Raw genomic sequence first — 15,664 nt, forward strand, 5'->3', positions numbered from 1 at the left:
CCCTTGTCACGGAAGGCTCGGCCGATGTGCCGCGTGGGGCTGGGTGAAATAGTCCGCGTCCTTGGGGCGGGCCGCCTCGCGGCCCGCGGGGCGGGGGGCCGGTTCCAGGTGGGGTATGTACTTGGAGCAGTGGATGTAGGCCTCCTCGACGGTGAGACGGACCCACATCTCCGGTCCGCGCCCGGGTGCGACGTCCGTGGGCAGACCGGGATGGATACGGCGTAGGTCGCTGTCGTGGTAGAGGTGGGCCACACCGTTGATGTGCAGCCCCACGTGGTGGTGGGTGAAGTCCACGAACAGCATGCCGAGGTGAGGGTTCTCGATCATGTTGCCGGCGCTGGCCATCACACCGTTCCCACGGAATTCCGGATAGGCGAGCGTACGGGCGTCGAGCACCTGCACGAACCCCGGCGGCCCGGCCCGGAAGCTGGCGTCGCACTCCCCGTGGGAGTCGGAGGTGGCGAGGAAGACCATTGCCTGGCGGCCGATGAAGTCCCGCATCTCGGCGGTGAGATGGGGGCGCACCTGCTGATCGTAGAACCGGGCGGCACGGTCGGCGGTGCCCAGCTGCTGCTGCAAGTGGTGTTCACCCGCTGATCCGAAGGTCGGCGGAGGCAAGGTCACGGGGGGTTCTCCTGGCAGGGGCGGACGAGAGGGTGCGGCTCAGAGGGCGGACAGGACGGGAGTGTCGAACGGGTCGTAATGGATGCGATCGGGCCGGGTGCCGCTGAGGGTGAGCGTCTCCCTGGCGGAGACCACCATCTGGGCCGGGCCGCTGAGGAAGACGTCGTGCTGGTACCACGGCCCGTACTCGGCCAGTACTTCCGGCAGGGAGCCACGGAATCCGGGGGTGTATTCATCGGAGACCGCACCCCTGATGGTCAGCCAGTGGTGCCGTTGGGCCATCCGGAGCATGTCGTCGACCCCGTACAGCTCGGCCCCGGTCCGGGCGCCGAGGAACAGCTGCACTTGCCGACGTCCGCCTCTGCGGGCGACCTCTTCGACGAGCGCGCGGATCGGGGCGAGACCGGTACCACCGGCCACGAGGAGCAGTTCGCTGTGGTGGGCCGCCGCGTCCAGGGTCATGTCGCCCATGGGCGGACCCAGTTGGAGGACGTCGCCCACCACGGCCCGGTTCACCAGTGCGCCGCTGACCGAGCCGCCGGCGACCGCGCGCACGTGAAAGGTGAGGGTGCCGTCCTCACGCGGCGCGTTGGCGACGGAGTAGTAGCGCCATCTCTTCGGCCACCAAGGCGTCTCGACGCTCACGTACTGGCCCGCGGCGTACGCGTAGGGCATGTGGGGGCGTACGGTGATTTCGGCGATGCCGTGGCCGCGCGAGACACGGTGCACCACCGTGGCGGGCCACACGGCGGGCCGTACCGCCTCGTCCTCCTCGGCCGCACTGATCATGACTTGGGCGACCGTGCCGTATGCCTTCGTCCAGGCGGCGGCGATCTCCGCGGTCCACGCCGGCCCGGCGAACCTGGCCAGAGTGGCGAGGAGGCACTCGCCCACAGCCGGGAAGTGCGCGGCGAGGGTGCCGAACTTGCGATGGTCGCGGCCGAGGTGCCCGCAGAAGCGGACGAGGTTCTCGGGGTCGTCGACCAGATCCACGATGCGCAGCAGCGCGCGCAGGAGGCGATCGCGCTGGGCATCCATCCCCTGGGGGAACATCGGCCGGACTTCGGGGTAGCGAGCGAAGAGAATCGCGTAGAAGTAGACCGTTACCTCCCCTGCGAGGGGCTCGACCACCGACAGGGAAGTCCTGATGAGTCCTATCTCGTGATCCGACAAGGGCGCTTCGGCGGCCGGTGGCTGTCCGGTGCGTACGGCCTGGGCAGGCACCCGGTCCTGCGGAGCCTGGCGTGCAGAGGTGCTGCTGGAACGACCGATCCTGAATCTCAAGGGGCCAGCGCTCCCCCGTCCGCTGCCCGACGTGACTTCCGCCGGGCGGACCGCGAGGCGTCATCGCCCCGGGCGCCTCGCCCTCGGATCGCGAAGTCGGCGGGGTGGGAGTCGCATGGGGCCAACATAAGTCCTCATTGGAGTGCGAAGGCGACGAAGCGGATGGGGTGCTTCCGGATGCCACCTGATCCTGAATGAGGAGCACGGAGTGAGGAAGGGCCGCACCCACTAGAAGTCGGGGCGAGTTCTTGTTGCCTTGCCCCGACCGATCCCGACCGGTGTGACGACTTGAGGGATATATCGACCCGGGGTGCTCAGACCGGCGGGGCGACGAAGCAGCCGCGGTCTACGTCGTTGAAGGATTCCTCGGCGATCAGCTCGTTCATGGGGTTGGCCGTGCCCCACTGGTCGGTGACCTCGGGCCGCGAGAAGTCGTAGACGTGCGGGTGCCAGGTGTCCTCGTCGAGTTCCTCCAGCTCGGTGGTGTATTCGACGGTGTTGCCGTGCGGGTCGAGGAAGTAGGTGAAGGCGTTGTCGCCCGCCAGGTGCCGGCCGGGGCCCCAGAGCTTGCGGTGACCGGCCCGCAGCAGGCGGCCGGAGCCGCGCAGGTACTCGTCCAGACCGCGCATCTCGAAGGAGATGTGGTGCAGCGAGGTGTGCGGGCCCTTGGCGAGGGCCATGGAGTGGTGCTGGGAGCTGATCCGCAGGAAGTGAATGAGGTCACCGGCGTGCGGGGAGCGGAGGGTGTCACTCAGCGCAAAGCCGAGGTGCTGCTCGTACCACGCCTTCGTCCTGGCCAGGTCCGGGGAGTTGAGCACGACGTGGGAGAGGCGGACCGGTATCGCTTCCTTCTCCTCGATCCTGCGGTGCCGACGGGCCTCGACATCGGCGGAGACCTCGATGGTGCGGCCGTCGACGTCGAAGAAGCGGAAGCCGTAGCCGCCGCCGGGGGTGTCGATCCTCTCCGGCCGGGAGATCAGCCGCACCCCTTGGGCGAGGAGGCGTTCGGCGAGGGTGTCGACGTCGGCCCGGTGCGCGGCGCCGTAGGAGACGAGGTCGAGACGCTTCTCGCCGGCCGCGCGCAGTCGCACGATGTACTGCTCGGGGGAGCCCTCGGCGGCGAGGAAGGAGATGCCGGAGTCCTCGGCGACCTCGGTCAGGCCCCAGACGCCGGCGTAGAAGTCGAGCTGCTTGTCGTAGTCGGGCACGGCGAGGTCGACGTGGCGCAGATGGGTGAGCAGACGACCGGTGGGTGTCATGGCGGGTTCCTCCTCTGTGGCGGCGCGGCAGGGCGGCCGGGGAGTCCTCGGTGCCCGTACCGACAGGGCGAGCGGTAGCCGGGCAGCAGGTGATCGGCTCCGGCGGTCATGCGTGAGCGTTCACGGGAGTTCCTTCAGCACGTCCGAGGTGCGGCGCAGCAGACCCGGGACGTCGGCGTCCCGCACGCCGTCCGACTGCCACTGGCCGATCCGGACCGAGGTGTCGACGACCGTCCGCACGCGCGGCATCCGGCGGTCACGGTAGGCGGTGAGCAAGGCGTCGTCCCAGACCTCGTGGGCACGGAGCAGCTCGGCGAGGACCGAGGCGTCCTCCAGGGACATGGCGGCCCCCTGGGCGAGGGTGGGCGGACACGCGTGGGCGGCGTCGCCGACCAGGACGACGCGGCCGCGGTGCCAGGGGCCTTCGACCAGGTGCCGGGTGAACCAGGTGTAGTTGACCTGCTCGGGGTCGGTGATCGACGCGCGGATCCCGTGCCAGTGGCCGCCGTATCCCCCGGCGAGACGGCGCATCTCGTCGGCGTACGACGCCGGGTCGATCGATGCCCGGTCACGGTTGGCCTCGACGAGGAAGGCATACATCATGGTGTCGCTGGTGGGGCAGAATCCGGCGATGTGGGCGGGGCCGCCGTACACCAGGTGGGTGCGGGTGACGCCGGCCGGGCGCGGTGCGGGAGTGCGCCAGATCGCCATGCCGGTCGGAGCGGGCTCGTCGGTGATGCCGATGAGCCGGCGCGTGGCGGAGTTCAGGCCGTCGGCCGCGACCACGAGGTCGTAGCTGGCGCTCGTGCCGTCGGTGAAGGACACGTCGGCACCCGTGGCATCCTGCGCCAGCCGGTCCACGGTGCAGCCGAGCCGGACCCGCGTGCCCGACTCCCGAACCGCTGCCATGAGGATCTTCTGCAGCACGGGGCGCCGCATTCCCAGGGTGGCCGGCAGGTCCTCACCGCCGGTGCGTACGTCCTGCTGGGTGAGTACCTCCGTTCCGTCGGGCGTGAGGAGGGTGACGCCGTCGCTGCTGTAACCGAGCTCGCACGCCCGCTCCAGGACGCCGATCTCGCGCAGCACGCGCAGGGCGTTGCCCTGAAGGGCGATGCCGGAACCGTGAACGTTCCCGTCGGCCTTGGCCTCGACGAGGTCGACGCCGAAGCCCGCTCCGCGCAGCAGGACGGCGAGTGCGCTGCCGGCAGTGCCACCACCGATCACGAGAACGGTGCGCCGGGGCGCATGCGGGTGCGTCATGTGAACGACGGGCGCTTGCGGGGCTGTTGACACGGGACTGCCTCCTACCGGGTTGGCATCACTCTGCCCCGGCCGCCACAATCAGGGAAATCAATCTTCCCTATGACTCCTATCCACCACGTGGATACCCTCATGGAGGGCATACCGCCGCAGTGAACCTCTCCCGACTCGACCTGAATCTCGTCGTCGCGCTGCGCGCACTGCTGGAGGAACGCAACGTCACGCACGCGGGCGAGCGCGTCGGGGTGAGCCAGCCCGCGATGAGCGCCGCCCTCTCCCGGCTGCGGCGGCACTTCGGCGACGAACTGCTCACCCGCGTCGGCAACGCCTACACGCTCACGCCGCTCGGCGCTGCCTTGCGCGACCGCAGCGCCACCGCCTGCGATCTGCTGGACCGCGTCTTCAGCAGCCAGGCCGAATTCGACCCGGCCACCGCGTCACGCGAGTTCACGCTGCTGGGGTCGGACTACGGCGCGGCCGTCCTCGGCGCACCGCTCAGTCGTGCCCTGCACGAGGAGGCACCGGGCATCCGCCTCACCTTCCAACAGGCCCCTCCAGCCGCCGTGGAGAGCCCCGCCACCGTGCTGAGCACCGTCGACGGCCTGCTGATGCCGCACGGCATCATCGAGGGCTTCCCCGCCACCGACCTCTTCCAGGACCGCTGGGTGTGCCTGGTCGCCGACGACCACCCGGACGTCGGCGAGGAACTCTCCCTGGCCGATCTCGCCCGCCTGCCCTGGGCCGTCTACCAGCGCCCTTACGACGCTCCGGCGGCCCGGCAGCTCAGCATGAGCGGCATCACTCCGCACGTCGAGGTGTCCGTGCACACCTTCCAGCTGCTGCCCTATGTGGTCGAGGGCACCCGCCGTGTCGCGATGATCCAGGAACGACTGGCCCGGCGCGCGGCCGGCCTGGCCGCCGTGCGGGTGCTGGAGTGCCCCTTCGCGGCGGTGCCGGTCCAGGAAGCCATGTGGTGGCATCCCGTACACACCCAGGACGCCGCGCACATCTGGCTCCGGGAGACCGTCACGCGGGTCGGGGATCAGCTCGGCGGCCCTCGTGGCGGGAGGCCACCGACTGCCTGAGTCAGCGTGCGCCGTCCGGTCCGAGGTGCTCGACGAGTGCGCTGAGGACGAAGAGGTTCGGGATCCCGGACACCCCGGGGCCCGGCCCGTGCCACCTCCCGTCGATGTCGAGTTCGAGAGCCTCCTCGCGGATCCTGAGGTGCCGGACCTGCGGCCACCACGCGCGGACCTCTCCGTAGCCGATCTGCTCGCTGGTCAGCCAGATGTCACCGAAGGCCAGGCGTTTCCCTCGGTCAAGTGCGTCCAGTGAGCGGGGCAGTTGAGAGCGGATGACGCCCCGCTGGATCTCCGAGTGCCATGGCGCCGCGTCGTCGTGGTCCGGCCCGCCGCTCAGCACGACCCGCTCCCCGGTGACATCGGTGACCGTGCAGGAGGGGCCGACGCGGGCCGGGTCGCGCGGGTGCGGGGGGCTCGTCCGGAACACGGAGGTGGTGTCGTAGCGGACGACCAGGATCCGCCCCTTGACGGCAATCGTCATTCCCTGTGCGTACAGGTCCAGTCGCGCGTCGTCGCGCCCTTTCGTCGCGGGCAGCCTGCCGTAGCGGATGAAAGCCGGCAGGCCGCGGATCCCCCGGGCCCATACGGGCTTCGCGTGTGCCGTGTGCGCGGCCGCCCCGTAGGTGGCACGCCGCTTGCCGAGATGCTCGCGGCCGGCCGCTGCCGAGACCCTGGCCAGCAGCAGCTCTTCGCTGCGCGTGCGCCGCACCGGGCCGGTCACTGCGTGGTTCCGGTGAGGCCCAGGCGGGGCTCGTCCCCGCGCAGAATCATCCCGTGCGTCCGCCGCAGCGACCGGCCCGGAGAGACCCCCAGGTCATCGGCCAGCCGGCGGCGGGTGCGGTCGAACACGGCCAACGCGTCGGCCTGTCGGCCGCTGAGGTACAGCGCGCGCATGAGCATCGCCGCGACCGATTCGTTCAGGGGCTGCTCCCCGGACAGGGCCGACAGCTCGGCGATCGCTTCGGAGTGCCGGCCCAGCCGGAGCTGCCAGTCGAGTTTCCGCTGTACGAGGACGTCCCTGCGGGCGGTCAGCCGCAGCCGTTCCAGCTCGGCCAGCGGCCCGGGCAGACCCGCCAGGGGCTCGCCCCGGAAGAGATCCAGCGCCTGGGAGCAGGCGCGGACCGCCTCGGTCAGTTCGCCCGCCCGCTCCGCGGCGCCGGCCGCGGTGATGAGTTCCTCCACGCGTCCCACGTCCACGGCGACCGCGCCGGGGAGCAGCCGGTAGCCGCACCGATCGTGCTCGATCGCCGCGACCGGGCTGCCTCCCACGCGCAGGATCTTGCGCAGCCGGTAGACGTACACCGGGACCACGTTCGTGCTCGGCGGCTCCTCCCCCCACACCCCGTCGAGCAGCTCCTGCCGGCTGACCGTCCGGCCCGGGCACAGCGCCAGCGCCGTCAGTACGGCCTGCTGGCGCAGGTGCCCCAGGTCCAGGGGCTGTCCGTCGCGCCACGCCCGCAGGGGTCCGAGCATCGATATCCGTATCCGTGGTTCGGGCGTGCGGCCGGTGGCGGTCGGTGGCATCGGGCCGCTCGCCCGTCTGCGGGGGCCGCGGCCGGGGGCGACCAGGCCGCAGTCGAAGGCGTGGACGATGGCGGCGGCCCGGTCGCGCAGTCCGAGGGTGGCGAGGATCCGTGCGAGGTGCCGGGCCACGGCCTCCTCGGGGATGGCGAGGGCGGCGGCGATCTCGTCGTCCCGCAGACCGCAGCCGACCGCGTAGAGCACCTCGCGCTCCTGGTGTCTGAGCGTGGTGACGGTCGGCTGGCCGGTGCTTGCGGTGATCGGCATGGTGGCTCCCGGGTCGGGGCTGCTTCCTGGTGCGGATGCCGTCGACGCTGGCCCCGGCGCCGTTCCACGGACAGGCCAGGAGACCGGCCGTATCCGGCCGGTGGTCACGCTAAAGTCCGCCACCTGGGGAAACACACATTCGAGGGGGAGGCCGTGACCTGTGGCCAGTGAGTTCAGCGCGCTGTTACGGCGGCTGCGGCACGACGCGGGAATGACTCAGGAGACCCTGGCGGAACGCGCCGGAGTGGGCGTGCGCACCCTCCGCGGACTGGAGACCGGCGAGCGCACCGACCCCCGGGTGACGACGGTGCGGCTGCTGGCCGACGCACTCGGGCTGGCGGCGGAGGAGCGCGAGGAACTGCTGGCCGCGGCCATCCGCCGGACCGGGCAGGGGAACCGGCCGGACGAGCGGGCCGACCACGTCCCGCCGGTCGTGGGGCAGCCGGCCTCGGCGTTCCAGGAGCTCCTGGACGGCATCGGCGAGCAGCTCGCGCAGGCGGTGGCCGCTCGCTGGCAGCGCGAGGAGGAACACCGGCAGATCCACGATCCCTACCCGTTGCCGGTGCGCTGGCGGTCGGCTCCCGAGGAGCTGACCGACCATTGGGCCAACATCCACTGTCTGCCCGCCGGGTCCGTGCGTGGTCCGCTGGACCTCGGCGGGCGCCTGGACGAGATCGTGGGCACCTACCGGCGGATCCCGTCCGGGCGGCTGGTGGTGCTGGGCCGGCCCGGCTCCGGGAAGACCGTCCTCGCCGTGCGGTTCGTCCTGGACTGTCTGAAGTCGAGGGCCCGCACCGATGCCGTGCCGGTGATCTTCAGCATCGGCTCGTGGGACCCCACCGCCCTCACCTTCCGGGACTGGCTCACCCGGCAGCTGACGCGTGATCACCCCGGGCTCGCGGCTCCGGGACCCGCCGGGCCGAGCCTGGCGGCCGCACTGGTCGAGAGCAGCCGGGTGCTCCCCGTGCTGGACGGCTTCGACGAGATCGCCGACGGTCTGCGCCGCCCCGCGCTGGAGGCGCTCAACGCCACCACCCTGCCCCTGCTGCTGACGAGCCGGCCGTCCGAGTACGCCGCCGCGGTGGCGGAGACCGATGTGCTCACCGCCGCCGCGGCGGTGAACCTGACCGATCTCACCCCGGACGACCTGGCCGACTACCTGCCGCGCACCACCCGTAAGGCCCGTGGCGGGGACCCCGCGCGGAGTGCCTGGGACCCCGTGCTGAGCGAGCTGTGCGAGCGACCGCACAGCCGGGCCGGTGCCGATCTCGCCGCGGTGCTCACCACCCCGCTGATGGTGACGCTCGCCCGCGCCGTCTACAGCGACACCCCCGGCCACGACCCTCTCTCGCTGCTGGACACCCGGCGCTTCGGCGGCCCCGCCGAAGTGGAGGAGCACCTTCTCGACAATTTCGTGGCCGCTGTCTACCGCCCGCGGCCGGAGCACCGCCCGGGCGGCGGTCCGCGCCGCGGCGTCGACCCGGACCGCGCCCGGTACTGGCTCGGCTACCTCGCCCACCACCTGACCCGGCTCGACAGCCCCAACCTGGAGTGGTGGCGGCTCGGTTCAGGGCTGCGCCGCTCCACCCGCACGCTGGTGACGGCGCTGATGACCTGTCTGGTCACCGGGCTGCTCGACTGCGTTGTCGGCACCCTCTTCGACTCCCTCGGCTTCCAGCTCGCGGACGGGCTGGCCGTAGGGATCATCGCCGGGCTCCTGTTCGGGACCACGTACTGGTTCATGGTCGCGGCCGGGAACACGGCGGTCGCCCCCTCCGGGGTGCGCGTGACGATGTCCGGCAGGCCGGGGAAGGCCGCGCGCAGGGCCGTGCCCCGGCTCGTGATCGGACTGCTGGGCGGGCTCGTCTTCGGCTTCGGCTACGGCTTCGTACGCGGAGTGCACAACGGCGTCCTCCGCCACGTCGAGCTTGCCGACGCCCTGCAGGCCGGTCTCGGCGACGGCACCATCTACGGCCTGGTGTTCGCGCTGGCAGCCGGCCCCAGTTTCGGCCTGCTGAGCCTCCTCGAGACGCCCCTCGACATCGGGTCCGCCATCAATCCGATCAGTCTCCTGCGCACCAACTTCCGCACGGTCGCCGCCCAACTCCTCATCTGGGCACCCACGTTCGGCATCCTGGTCGGCTTCGGGGCGGAGCTGGTGACGCGCCTCTCGCCGCCCCTCCTGGGCCCGGTCGTCTGGAGCACCACGTCCTCGTTCAAGCTCGGCCTCATCAGCGGGCTCGGCGGTGCCCTCAGCTACGCCTTCAGCCTGACGGCCTGGGGCCAGTGGGTGGTCCTCTCCCGGATCTGGCTGCCGCTGACCGGCCGGCTGCCCTGGTCCGTCGTCACCTTCCTGGAGGACGCCTACGAGCGGGGTGTCCTCCGCCAGGCAGGCGCGGTCTACCAGTTCCGCCACGCCCGCCTCCAGGACCACCTCGCCCGCACCTACCGGGAGCCCCGCGTGCCCCGGCAGCCGGGCGGCGCCGCTCCCCCTCGACAGCGGTGATACCCGGCTGCCCGGCCCGGGGCGGCTGCCCCGGGCCGACCGGGTGGCCTCAGGCGGCGCCGAACACCACCGCCGAGTTCTGGCCGCCGAATCCGAAGTTCTGCTTGACGGCGACGTCGATCGAGGCGGGCCGGCCCACGAGCGGGGTGTAGTCCAGGTCGCAGTCGGGGTCGGGGTTCTCGAGATTCGCGGTGGGCGGCACGAACTTCTCGCGCATGGCGAGCAGGACGCCGACGCTCTCCAGCACCCCGCACGCGCCGCAGGCATGGCCGATGACCGACTTGGGCGCCGTGATCGCCACCTGCCGCGCATGAGAGCCGAACGCGCGCTTGATGGCAGCGGTTTCCGCACGGTCGTTGAGCGGTGTCGACGTTCCGTGCGCGCTGACCAGGTCCACGGCAGCGGTGTCGAGGCGGGCGTCGGCGCAGGCCAGCTCGATCGTCCTGGCCGCCACCGAGCCGTCCGGCCGGGGGGCCAGGGCGTGGTGGGCGTCGCAGGTGGACGCGGCACCGAGCACCTCGCCGTGCACGGTCGCGCCGCGCGCCAGCGCGGATCGCTCGGACTCCAGCACGAGCACGGCGGCGCCTTCGGCCGGCACCATGCCGTCGCGGTCGCGGTCGAACGGGCGGGACGCGCGCACCGCCTCGGCCGCGGGCCGCCGGGAGAGCGCGTCCAGCAAGCAGAACGACGCCAGGCACGGCAGGTCCAGCCAGCTCTCCACGCCCCCGACGAGGACCACGTCGGCGGTGCCGTCACGCACCGCGCGCATGCCGGCCGCGATGGCGTCCGTCGAGGACGCGCAGGCGGTCGAGAGGGTGAGTACCGGGCCGGTGATGTCCAGTTCCTGGGCGACGAACCCGGCCGCCTGGTTGGGCAGCAGCCGGAGCAGGCCGAGCCGGTTCATCTTCGACCACCCGCTCTCCCGCAGGACCGTCACGAGGTGCGCGGTTTCGTCGAGCCCGCCGCCGCCGGTGCCGACGTACAGCGCCCCCGGCGCCGTGCGCAGCCTCGCGTCGGCCCGTGCCTTCATCGCCGCGGCGAACAGCAGTTGCTGGAAGCGTGAGGTACGGCGGACCTGCTGGGCGGACATGTGCTCGCGGGGGTCGAACCCCTTGACCACGCCACCGACCTGGCACGGCAGCGGTTGCTCGAGTTCCAGCGCCGAGATCGCGGGCCGTCCCGCGGCCAGGGCGTCCCACAACTCGTCCGGTGTGCCGCCCGCGCACGACTCGACGCCGATGCCGGTGACGAGCACGCGGTGGCGCGCCGCCTCGGACATCACAGCGCCCCGGACATCGCGTCGGCGACGTCTCCGACCGTGTGCAGGTCGGAGATCCTGATACTGGTGTCCGCCAGCTCGACCCCGAATTCCTTCTCCAGCACGGCGATGAGCTCCAGCGCCTCCATGGAATCGAGTCCCAGCACCGGCCGGCCGGGATCAGCGGCGTAGAAGAGGGCGGAGTCGCGGGTGATGGCCACCCGGGATTCGCGCAGGTCCGGCCGGATACCGATAATCGCTCGGGTGACCACGTTCAATGCCTCGGACATCTGGAATTCCTTTCTGAGGTTTTCACGGCCGGATCGCGGAGAAGTACACGCAGTGCCGCGTGATCGTGAACGGGGCGCGCTCGTATTGCTTTTCCATCGTCTCCGTGAGGAGTTCCGCGGCGGTGTGCCGGTCGATTCCGGGCAACGCGGCGGCGGCGAACATCGGGGTGGAGCACAATGCGGCGAGAAAGCGCGGACCGAGAGTGAAGGCCCGCTCGGTGGTGACCACTTCGGTGAAACCGCCCGCGGCGAGGGCGGCCTGATAGTCCCCGACGCTCCTGCGCAGCCCCGAGGGCCGGCCGGCGGCCGACCGGGTCAGCGGGAGCCCGCGCGACCGGGCGACACCGCGGGCCGTGCCGACCAGGTCGGCGTACAGGGGCAGGTCGGCCGCGGTCTCGGCGCCCGAGTAGAAGGCGGAGTTGAACACCAGTCGTCCGCCGCCGACGAGCACCTGCCCGATCGCGGCGAGCGCCTCGTCGAGGTCCGGGACGAGGTGCACGCAGTTGGCCAGCACGACGGTGTCGAAGGTGTCCGGTGGGAACAACCGGGAGACGGCTGCCGCGTCGCCCACGACGAACCGGGCCCGGTCGCCGAGACGGGCCCGCGCCGCGTGCAGCAGGTCCGGTTCGGGATCGGCGCCGACCAGGGACATGGCCGGGTCGCGCAGCAGCAGCTGCTCGCTGACGGCTCCGTCCCCGCACCCCAGGTCGAGGACGGCCGGCCCGGAGCCGACCGGGACCAGGTCGAGCAGCGCGCGGTTCAACTCGGCGTATTCCGGGTCGCGACGCAGGGCGGCGTAGTCCGTGGACGGTTCCGTATCGCCCGTGGATCGGGAGGATCCGGTTTCTGTTCGTGCGTTCATGAATTGACCCTCCAGCGGCGCGGTCAAATGAATCGGCGCGGTGCGGAATGAATGACGGGGGCCGAAGCTACCAGCGCACCCGAAGGGCAACAAGAGCGGTTTTCCCCGTGCCGGTGCCCCGGTCTGCGTGACCAGCGGACTCAGCTCGATTTCATTTTTGTTTCATCGCGACCGGATAGCTTCGGCCGGTCGCACCGAGGCGTCATAAGGAGAGCATCGTGATCGTGATTCAAGGCCGGCGTCGCACCGTGTCGATTCGGTGAGACATTGAAGTTCACAGAATTGGGTGACAGCACGGTTCCGGCCGGCCGACTGGTGTTCTGGACACCGACCGCCGCCGCCTCGGCCTGGGCGGACGACCCGCGAGCGCCCGCGCTCGTCCACGAGCACCATGTGCGGGCCGCGGCCGCGCGGGGACCGCGGCACGTCGATCCGGCCTGGGTCGGGGTGTCGTTCGGGGTGGGCCGGGCCGGCCGGCAGCAGGTCGGTTCGGCGCTCTCCGCCTGGCTGCGCGGTCACGAGCACCTGCGGAGCCGGCTGGTGCCGGCCCGCGAGCGATGCGTACGCCGCACGCTCCCCGCGAGCGCGGTCACGGTGCGGAGGGAGGACATCGGCGACTTCGCCGACGGCGCCTCGGTCCGACGACAGATCGAGGCCTTCTTCGACCGCGGCGCCGGCCCACTGGGGTGGCCGCAGGTGGTCTTCGCGACGGTCGAGGGCGCGGGCGGGGTGACGGTGTTCGCGGGAGCTGATCACGGCATCGTGGACGGCTACACGCTCGCCATGATCCCGGGGCAGATCCGCGGCCTCCTGGCGGACCGCGCCGAACACCTCCCCGGGCCGACGTTCCTGGACTTCGGCGCCGAGGAACGGAGCCTGGTCGACCGGCTGCCGACGGAGTCCGAACACGCCGACCACTGGCGGACGCTGCTCTGCGACGCCCACGACAGGACCCCCGCCTTCCCGCTGCCGCTCGGCGCGTCCGAGGCCCCGCTCACGCAGCGCAGTGCCTACCGTTGGCTTCTCGACGAACCGGCCACGGCCGGGTTCGCCGCCGCGTCACGCCAGGGCGGGGGCAGCACCGCCGCGGGACTGCTCGCCTGCCTCGCGCTCGCCGCGGGGAGGATCGCGGGTGGGCGGCACCTGTCCGTGGTGAGCCTGGCCAACACCCGGCCCGACCGGTGGCGGACGGCGCCGGGCTGGTTCGTCGGCCTGCACCCGGTCCGGATCCCGACGGCTCCGGGGGCGGTCTTCACCGACACCGTCGCCCTCGCCGCCGCCGAACTGCGGCGCCGCAGGCCCGGCCCGGGCAGTTCGCTGCCGCACATCAGCCGCATGCTGCGCAGGGAGATCCATCCCCGGTTCGTCGTGTCCTATCTCGACGTACGCCGAGTGGCGGGCACCCCGCCACGGCAGGAGGACACGATGCTGCGCAGCCGGATCCACGGCCCGGCCGAGGTGTACGTGTGGCTGACCAGGAGCGAACGCGGTGTGCACGTCTCGACGCGCTTCCCCGACACGGTCGTGGCGCGCGCGAACGTCGAACGCTTCGTTCTGGCCGCCGCGCACGCCGCCGCCCGCGTCGCGGACAGCCACCGGGCCGAAACGGTGCCCGCGCGCGTCTGACCTGCCGCCCCCATGGAGGAGGAGACCCACCGTGCGTATGACCCAGATACTCGACTGGCGCCCCGAGCCGGGCGAGGTGGTCGAGTTCGAGCTGACCACCGACCGGGCGCCCGTGCCGCACCACGTGCCCGCCTCGCACTTCCAGCAGTCGCACTTGCGGTCGGCGGCCGCCCACCGCGCCGCCGGACGACAGCAGTCGCCCTGGGTGGCCATGGCGTTCGACCTGGCGGGCCGGGCCGACCTGGACGCGCTCACCGACGCGTGGCAAGGGCTGGTGCGCCGGCACGAGGCGTTCCACACCTGGTACGAACCGGAGTCCGAGAACCTGAGCGGTTTCCGCCTGCCACCCGATTCCCTCACGGTCCGTCCGGCGCGCGTGGGCGACCTCATGAGCGCGGATGACGTGCGCGCCCATGTGCACCGGCGGATCGACGAGCAGACGACGACGGGCCGGCCGGGGCTGCTGGCCGGTGTGATCCGACGGGACACGGCGTCCACGGTGTTCTTCGCGATCGACCACTCGTACACCGACGGGCACTCCCTGGCGCTGCTGTTCGACGAGATCCGCGCGCGGTACGACGCGGCCCGCGGCGGCACCTCACTCGACCTGGCACCGGCACCCGGCTACCTGGACTGCAACCGCCGTGAGGGGGAACGCTCCGCGTCGCTGACGGCGGCCGCGCCGGAGCTGGCCGCGTGGTCGGAGTTCCTGGCCGCGGGGGACGGCGGCTTCCCCGGCTTCCCCGTCGAGCTGGGCAACGACGCCGACGAACTGCTGAGCGGCACGCGGCTGCAGTACCCGGTGCTCACAGGCGCGGAGGCACGCGCCTTCCGCGCCTATTGCGGCCGGCACGGCGGCGGGTTCGGCGCGGGCGCCTTCGCCGCGCTGGCCCTCGCACAGTGGGAGTTCACCGGCAACGACGTCTACCGCGTGCTCACCGCCGTATCGACCAGGGCCTACCCGCGGCTGCTCCAGGTGCACGGCTGGCTGGTCAACCTCGCGCCCTTGATGTTCCGGTTGCCGGCCTCGCCGACGCTCGCCGACGCGATCGCCGCCGCACAGCAAGGCTTCCAGCGCGCCCGCGCGGGATACGACGTGCCGCTGCACCGCGCCCTTGAACTGCTCCTGAAGGACGGCGAGGTCCCGGCCATCCCGCCCATGGCGTCCTATGTGGACGGCCGGGCCGCGCCCGGCTCCCGTGACTACCTGAGCGCCGACGCGACCGTCCTGACCGGGCCCGACAACGCCAGTGGCGTGTCGCTGTGGTTCAACTGGTTCTCCGACCGGGCCGACTTGGTGGTCAGCATGCCGGACACCCCGGAGGCCGCGGCGGGTGTGCCGAAGTACCTCGACCGGGTCAGGGAGATCATGCTCACCGCGTTGGCCGGTACACGCCCGGCATCCTGACGAAGCGCCCGGGTCGCGCCCGGCAGGCCCGTCATGTCGCGACCGGGCCCGGCACACGCATCCCGAGTCGCCGCGCTCGGCCATTTGGAGTTCCCAGCCCCCGGGAACTCACGGCCGGGGCGGCGACCCGCCGAATATAAGTCCGGCTATCAGAATCCCCAATGCAGCCTTATGCCGCGAGAGCGGGGTGGGCCACTGCGATCAACTGGCCGACTTTCTCTTGACAGTCGACGACCGCAGATGTTTTCTTGACCGTGGCCGATACACCCAACTCGAAATACGATGACGCACCCTCAGGTGCATGTCTCGGGACCCCTCATTCGGTGCACGTCCGACCGCAATGACGCGTCCCGCCCTTCATCCTGCGCTCTTTTTGCATGTCACGCACAGGAGAGTCCAAAGCAAACCATCGGGTAC

General features: G+C 71.6%; 13 protein-coding genes. 4 read left to right on the plus strand and 9 right to left on the minus strand.

What is annotated here, in order from left to right; genetic code table 11:
- Positions 1 to 6: 6 nt before the first annotated feature.
- From JO379_RS04430 to JO379_RS04445, 4 genes are all read right to left on the minus strand, one after another.
- Complete coding sequence (locus tag JO379_RS04430; protein WP_209513990.1) at positions 7 to 624, minus strand: pyridoxamine 5'-phosphate oxidase family protein; 618 nt, start codon at positions 622 to 624, stop codon at positions 7 to 9.
- A 39-nt stretch (positions 625 to 663) separates the two neighbouring features.
- The gene (locus JO379_RS04435) at positions 664 to 1,755 is read right to left on the minus strand and encodes a globin domain-containing protein (RefSeq protein WP_307841897.1); all 1,092 of its coding nucleotides are present in this window, start codon (positions 1,753 to 1,755) and stop codon (positions 664 to 666) included.
- Between the two features lie 467 nt (positions 1,756 to 2,222).
- Positions 2,223 to 3,167, minus strand: coding sequence for a VOC family protein (locus tag JO379_RS04440; protein ID WP_209513994.1), 945 nt, complete (start codon positions 3,165 to 3,167; stop codon positions 2,223 to 2,225).
- Positions 3,168 to 3,287: 120 nt separating this feature from the next.
- Positions 3,288 to 4,427 carry an FAD-dependent oxidoreductase gene (locus JO379_RS04445; protein ID WP_130880735.1) on the minus strand — a complete coding sequence of 380 codons (1,140 nt, stop codon included), beginning with the start codon at positions 4,425 to 4,427 and terminating at the stop codon, positions 3,288 to 3,290.
- A 152-nt stretch (positions 4,428 to 4,579) separates the two neighbouring features.
- Between JO379_RS04445 and JO379_RS04450 the strand changes: the two genes are divergently transcribed.
- Positions 4,580 to 5,512 carry a LysR family transcriptional regulator gene (locus JO379_RS04450; RefSeq protein WP_209513996.1) on the plus strand — a complete coding sequence of 311 codons (933 nt, stop codon included), beginning with the start codon at positions 4,580 to 4,582 and terminating at the stop codon, positions 5,510 to 5,512.
- Position 5,513: 1 nt separating this feature from the next.
- Here JO379_RS04450 and JO379_RS04455 read toward each other — a convergent pair whose 3' ends face one another.
- Together JO379_RS04455 and JO379_RS04460 are read right to left on the minus strand one after the other, a co-directional pair.
- Complete coding sequence (locus tag JO379_RS04455) at positions 5,514 to 6,230, minus strand: DUF6585 family protein (RefSeq protein WP_307841898.1); 717 nt, start codon at positions 6,228 to 6,230, stop codon at positions 5,514 to 5,516.
- A complete protein-coding gene (locus JO379_RS04460) occupies positions 6,227 to 7,297 on the minus strand; it encodes an AfsR/SARP family transcriptional regulator (protein WP_209513998.1) in 1,071 nt (356 codons plus the stop codon). The genes JO379_RS04455 and JO379_RS04460 overlap by 4 nt, the downstream gene beginning before the upstream one ends.
- Positions 7,298 to 7,508: 211 nt before the next feature.
- Here JO379_RS04460 and JO379_RS04465 point away from each other — a divergent pair, with 211 nt between their 5' ends.
- Positions 7,509 to 9,803 (plus strand): NACHT domain-containing protein, encoded by a 2,295-nt coding sequence (locus JO379_RS04465; RefSeq protein WP_245381375.1) that lies wholly within the window; start codon positions 7,509 to 7,511, stop codon positions 9,801 to 9,803.
- 49 nt (positions 9,804 to 9,852) lie between these two features.
- Here JO379_RS04465 and JO379_RS04470 read toward each other — a convergent pair whose 3' ends face one another.
- Genes JO379_RS04470 through JO379_RS04480 form a run of 3 tightly spaced genes read right to left on the minus strand, consistent with a single transcriptional unit; the run spans position 9,853 to position 12,213 of the window.
- Positions 9,853 to 11,082, minus strand: coding sequence for a beta-ketoacyl-[acyl-carrier-protein] synthase family protein (locus tag JO379_RS04470; protein WP_130880731.1), 1,230 nt, complete (start codon positions 11,080 to 11,082; stop codon positions 9,853 to 9,855).
- Positions 11,082 to 11,351: an acyl carrier protein gene (locus JO379_RS04475; RefSeq protein WP_130880730.1), complete on the minus strand. Its 270-nt coding sequence runs from the start codon at positions 11,349 to 11,351 to the stop codon at positions 11,082 to 11,084. Before JO379_RS04475 ends, JO379_RS04470 begins: the two co-directional genes overlap by 1 nt.
- Positions 11,352 to 11,373: 22 nt before the next feature.
- The gene (locus tag JO379_RS04480) at positions 11,374 to 12,213 is read right to left on the minus strand and encodes a class I SAM-dependent methyltransferase (protein WP_130880729.1); all 840 of its coding nucleotides are present in this window, start codon (positions 12,211 to 12,213) and stop codon (positions 11,374 to 11,376) included.
- Positions 12,214 to 12,495: 282 nt separating this feature from the next.
- On the opposite strand from JO379_RS04480, the gene JO379_RS04485 reads away from it, so the two are divergent.
- Both JO379_RS04485 and JO379_RS04490 read left to right on the plus strand, forming a co-directional pair.
- On the plus strand, positions 12,496 to 13,839 hold the full coding sequence (locus JO379_RS04485) for a condensation domain-containing protein (RefSeq protein WP_209514002.1): 1,344 nt from the start codon (positions 12,496 to 12,498) through the stop codon (positions 13,837 to 13,839).
- Positions 13,840 to 13,876: 37 nt separating this feature from the next.
- Positions 13,877 to 15,247 (plus strand): condensation domain-containing protein, encoded by a 1,371-nt coding sequence (locus tag JO379_RS04490; RefSeq protein ID WP_209514003.1) that lies wholly within the window; start codon positions 13,877 to 13,879, stop codon positions 15,245 to 15,247.
- Positions 15,248 to 15,664 lie beyond the last annotated feature (417 nt).

It is taken from the genome of Streptomyces syringium (assembly GCF_017876625.1).
In the GTDB taxonomy this organism is placed as follows: Bacteria; Actinomycetota; Actinomycetes; order Streptomycetales; family Streptomycetaceae; genus Streptomyces; species Streptomyces syringius.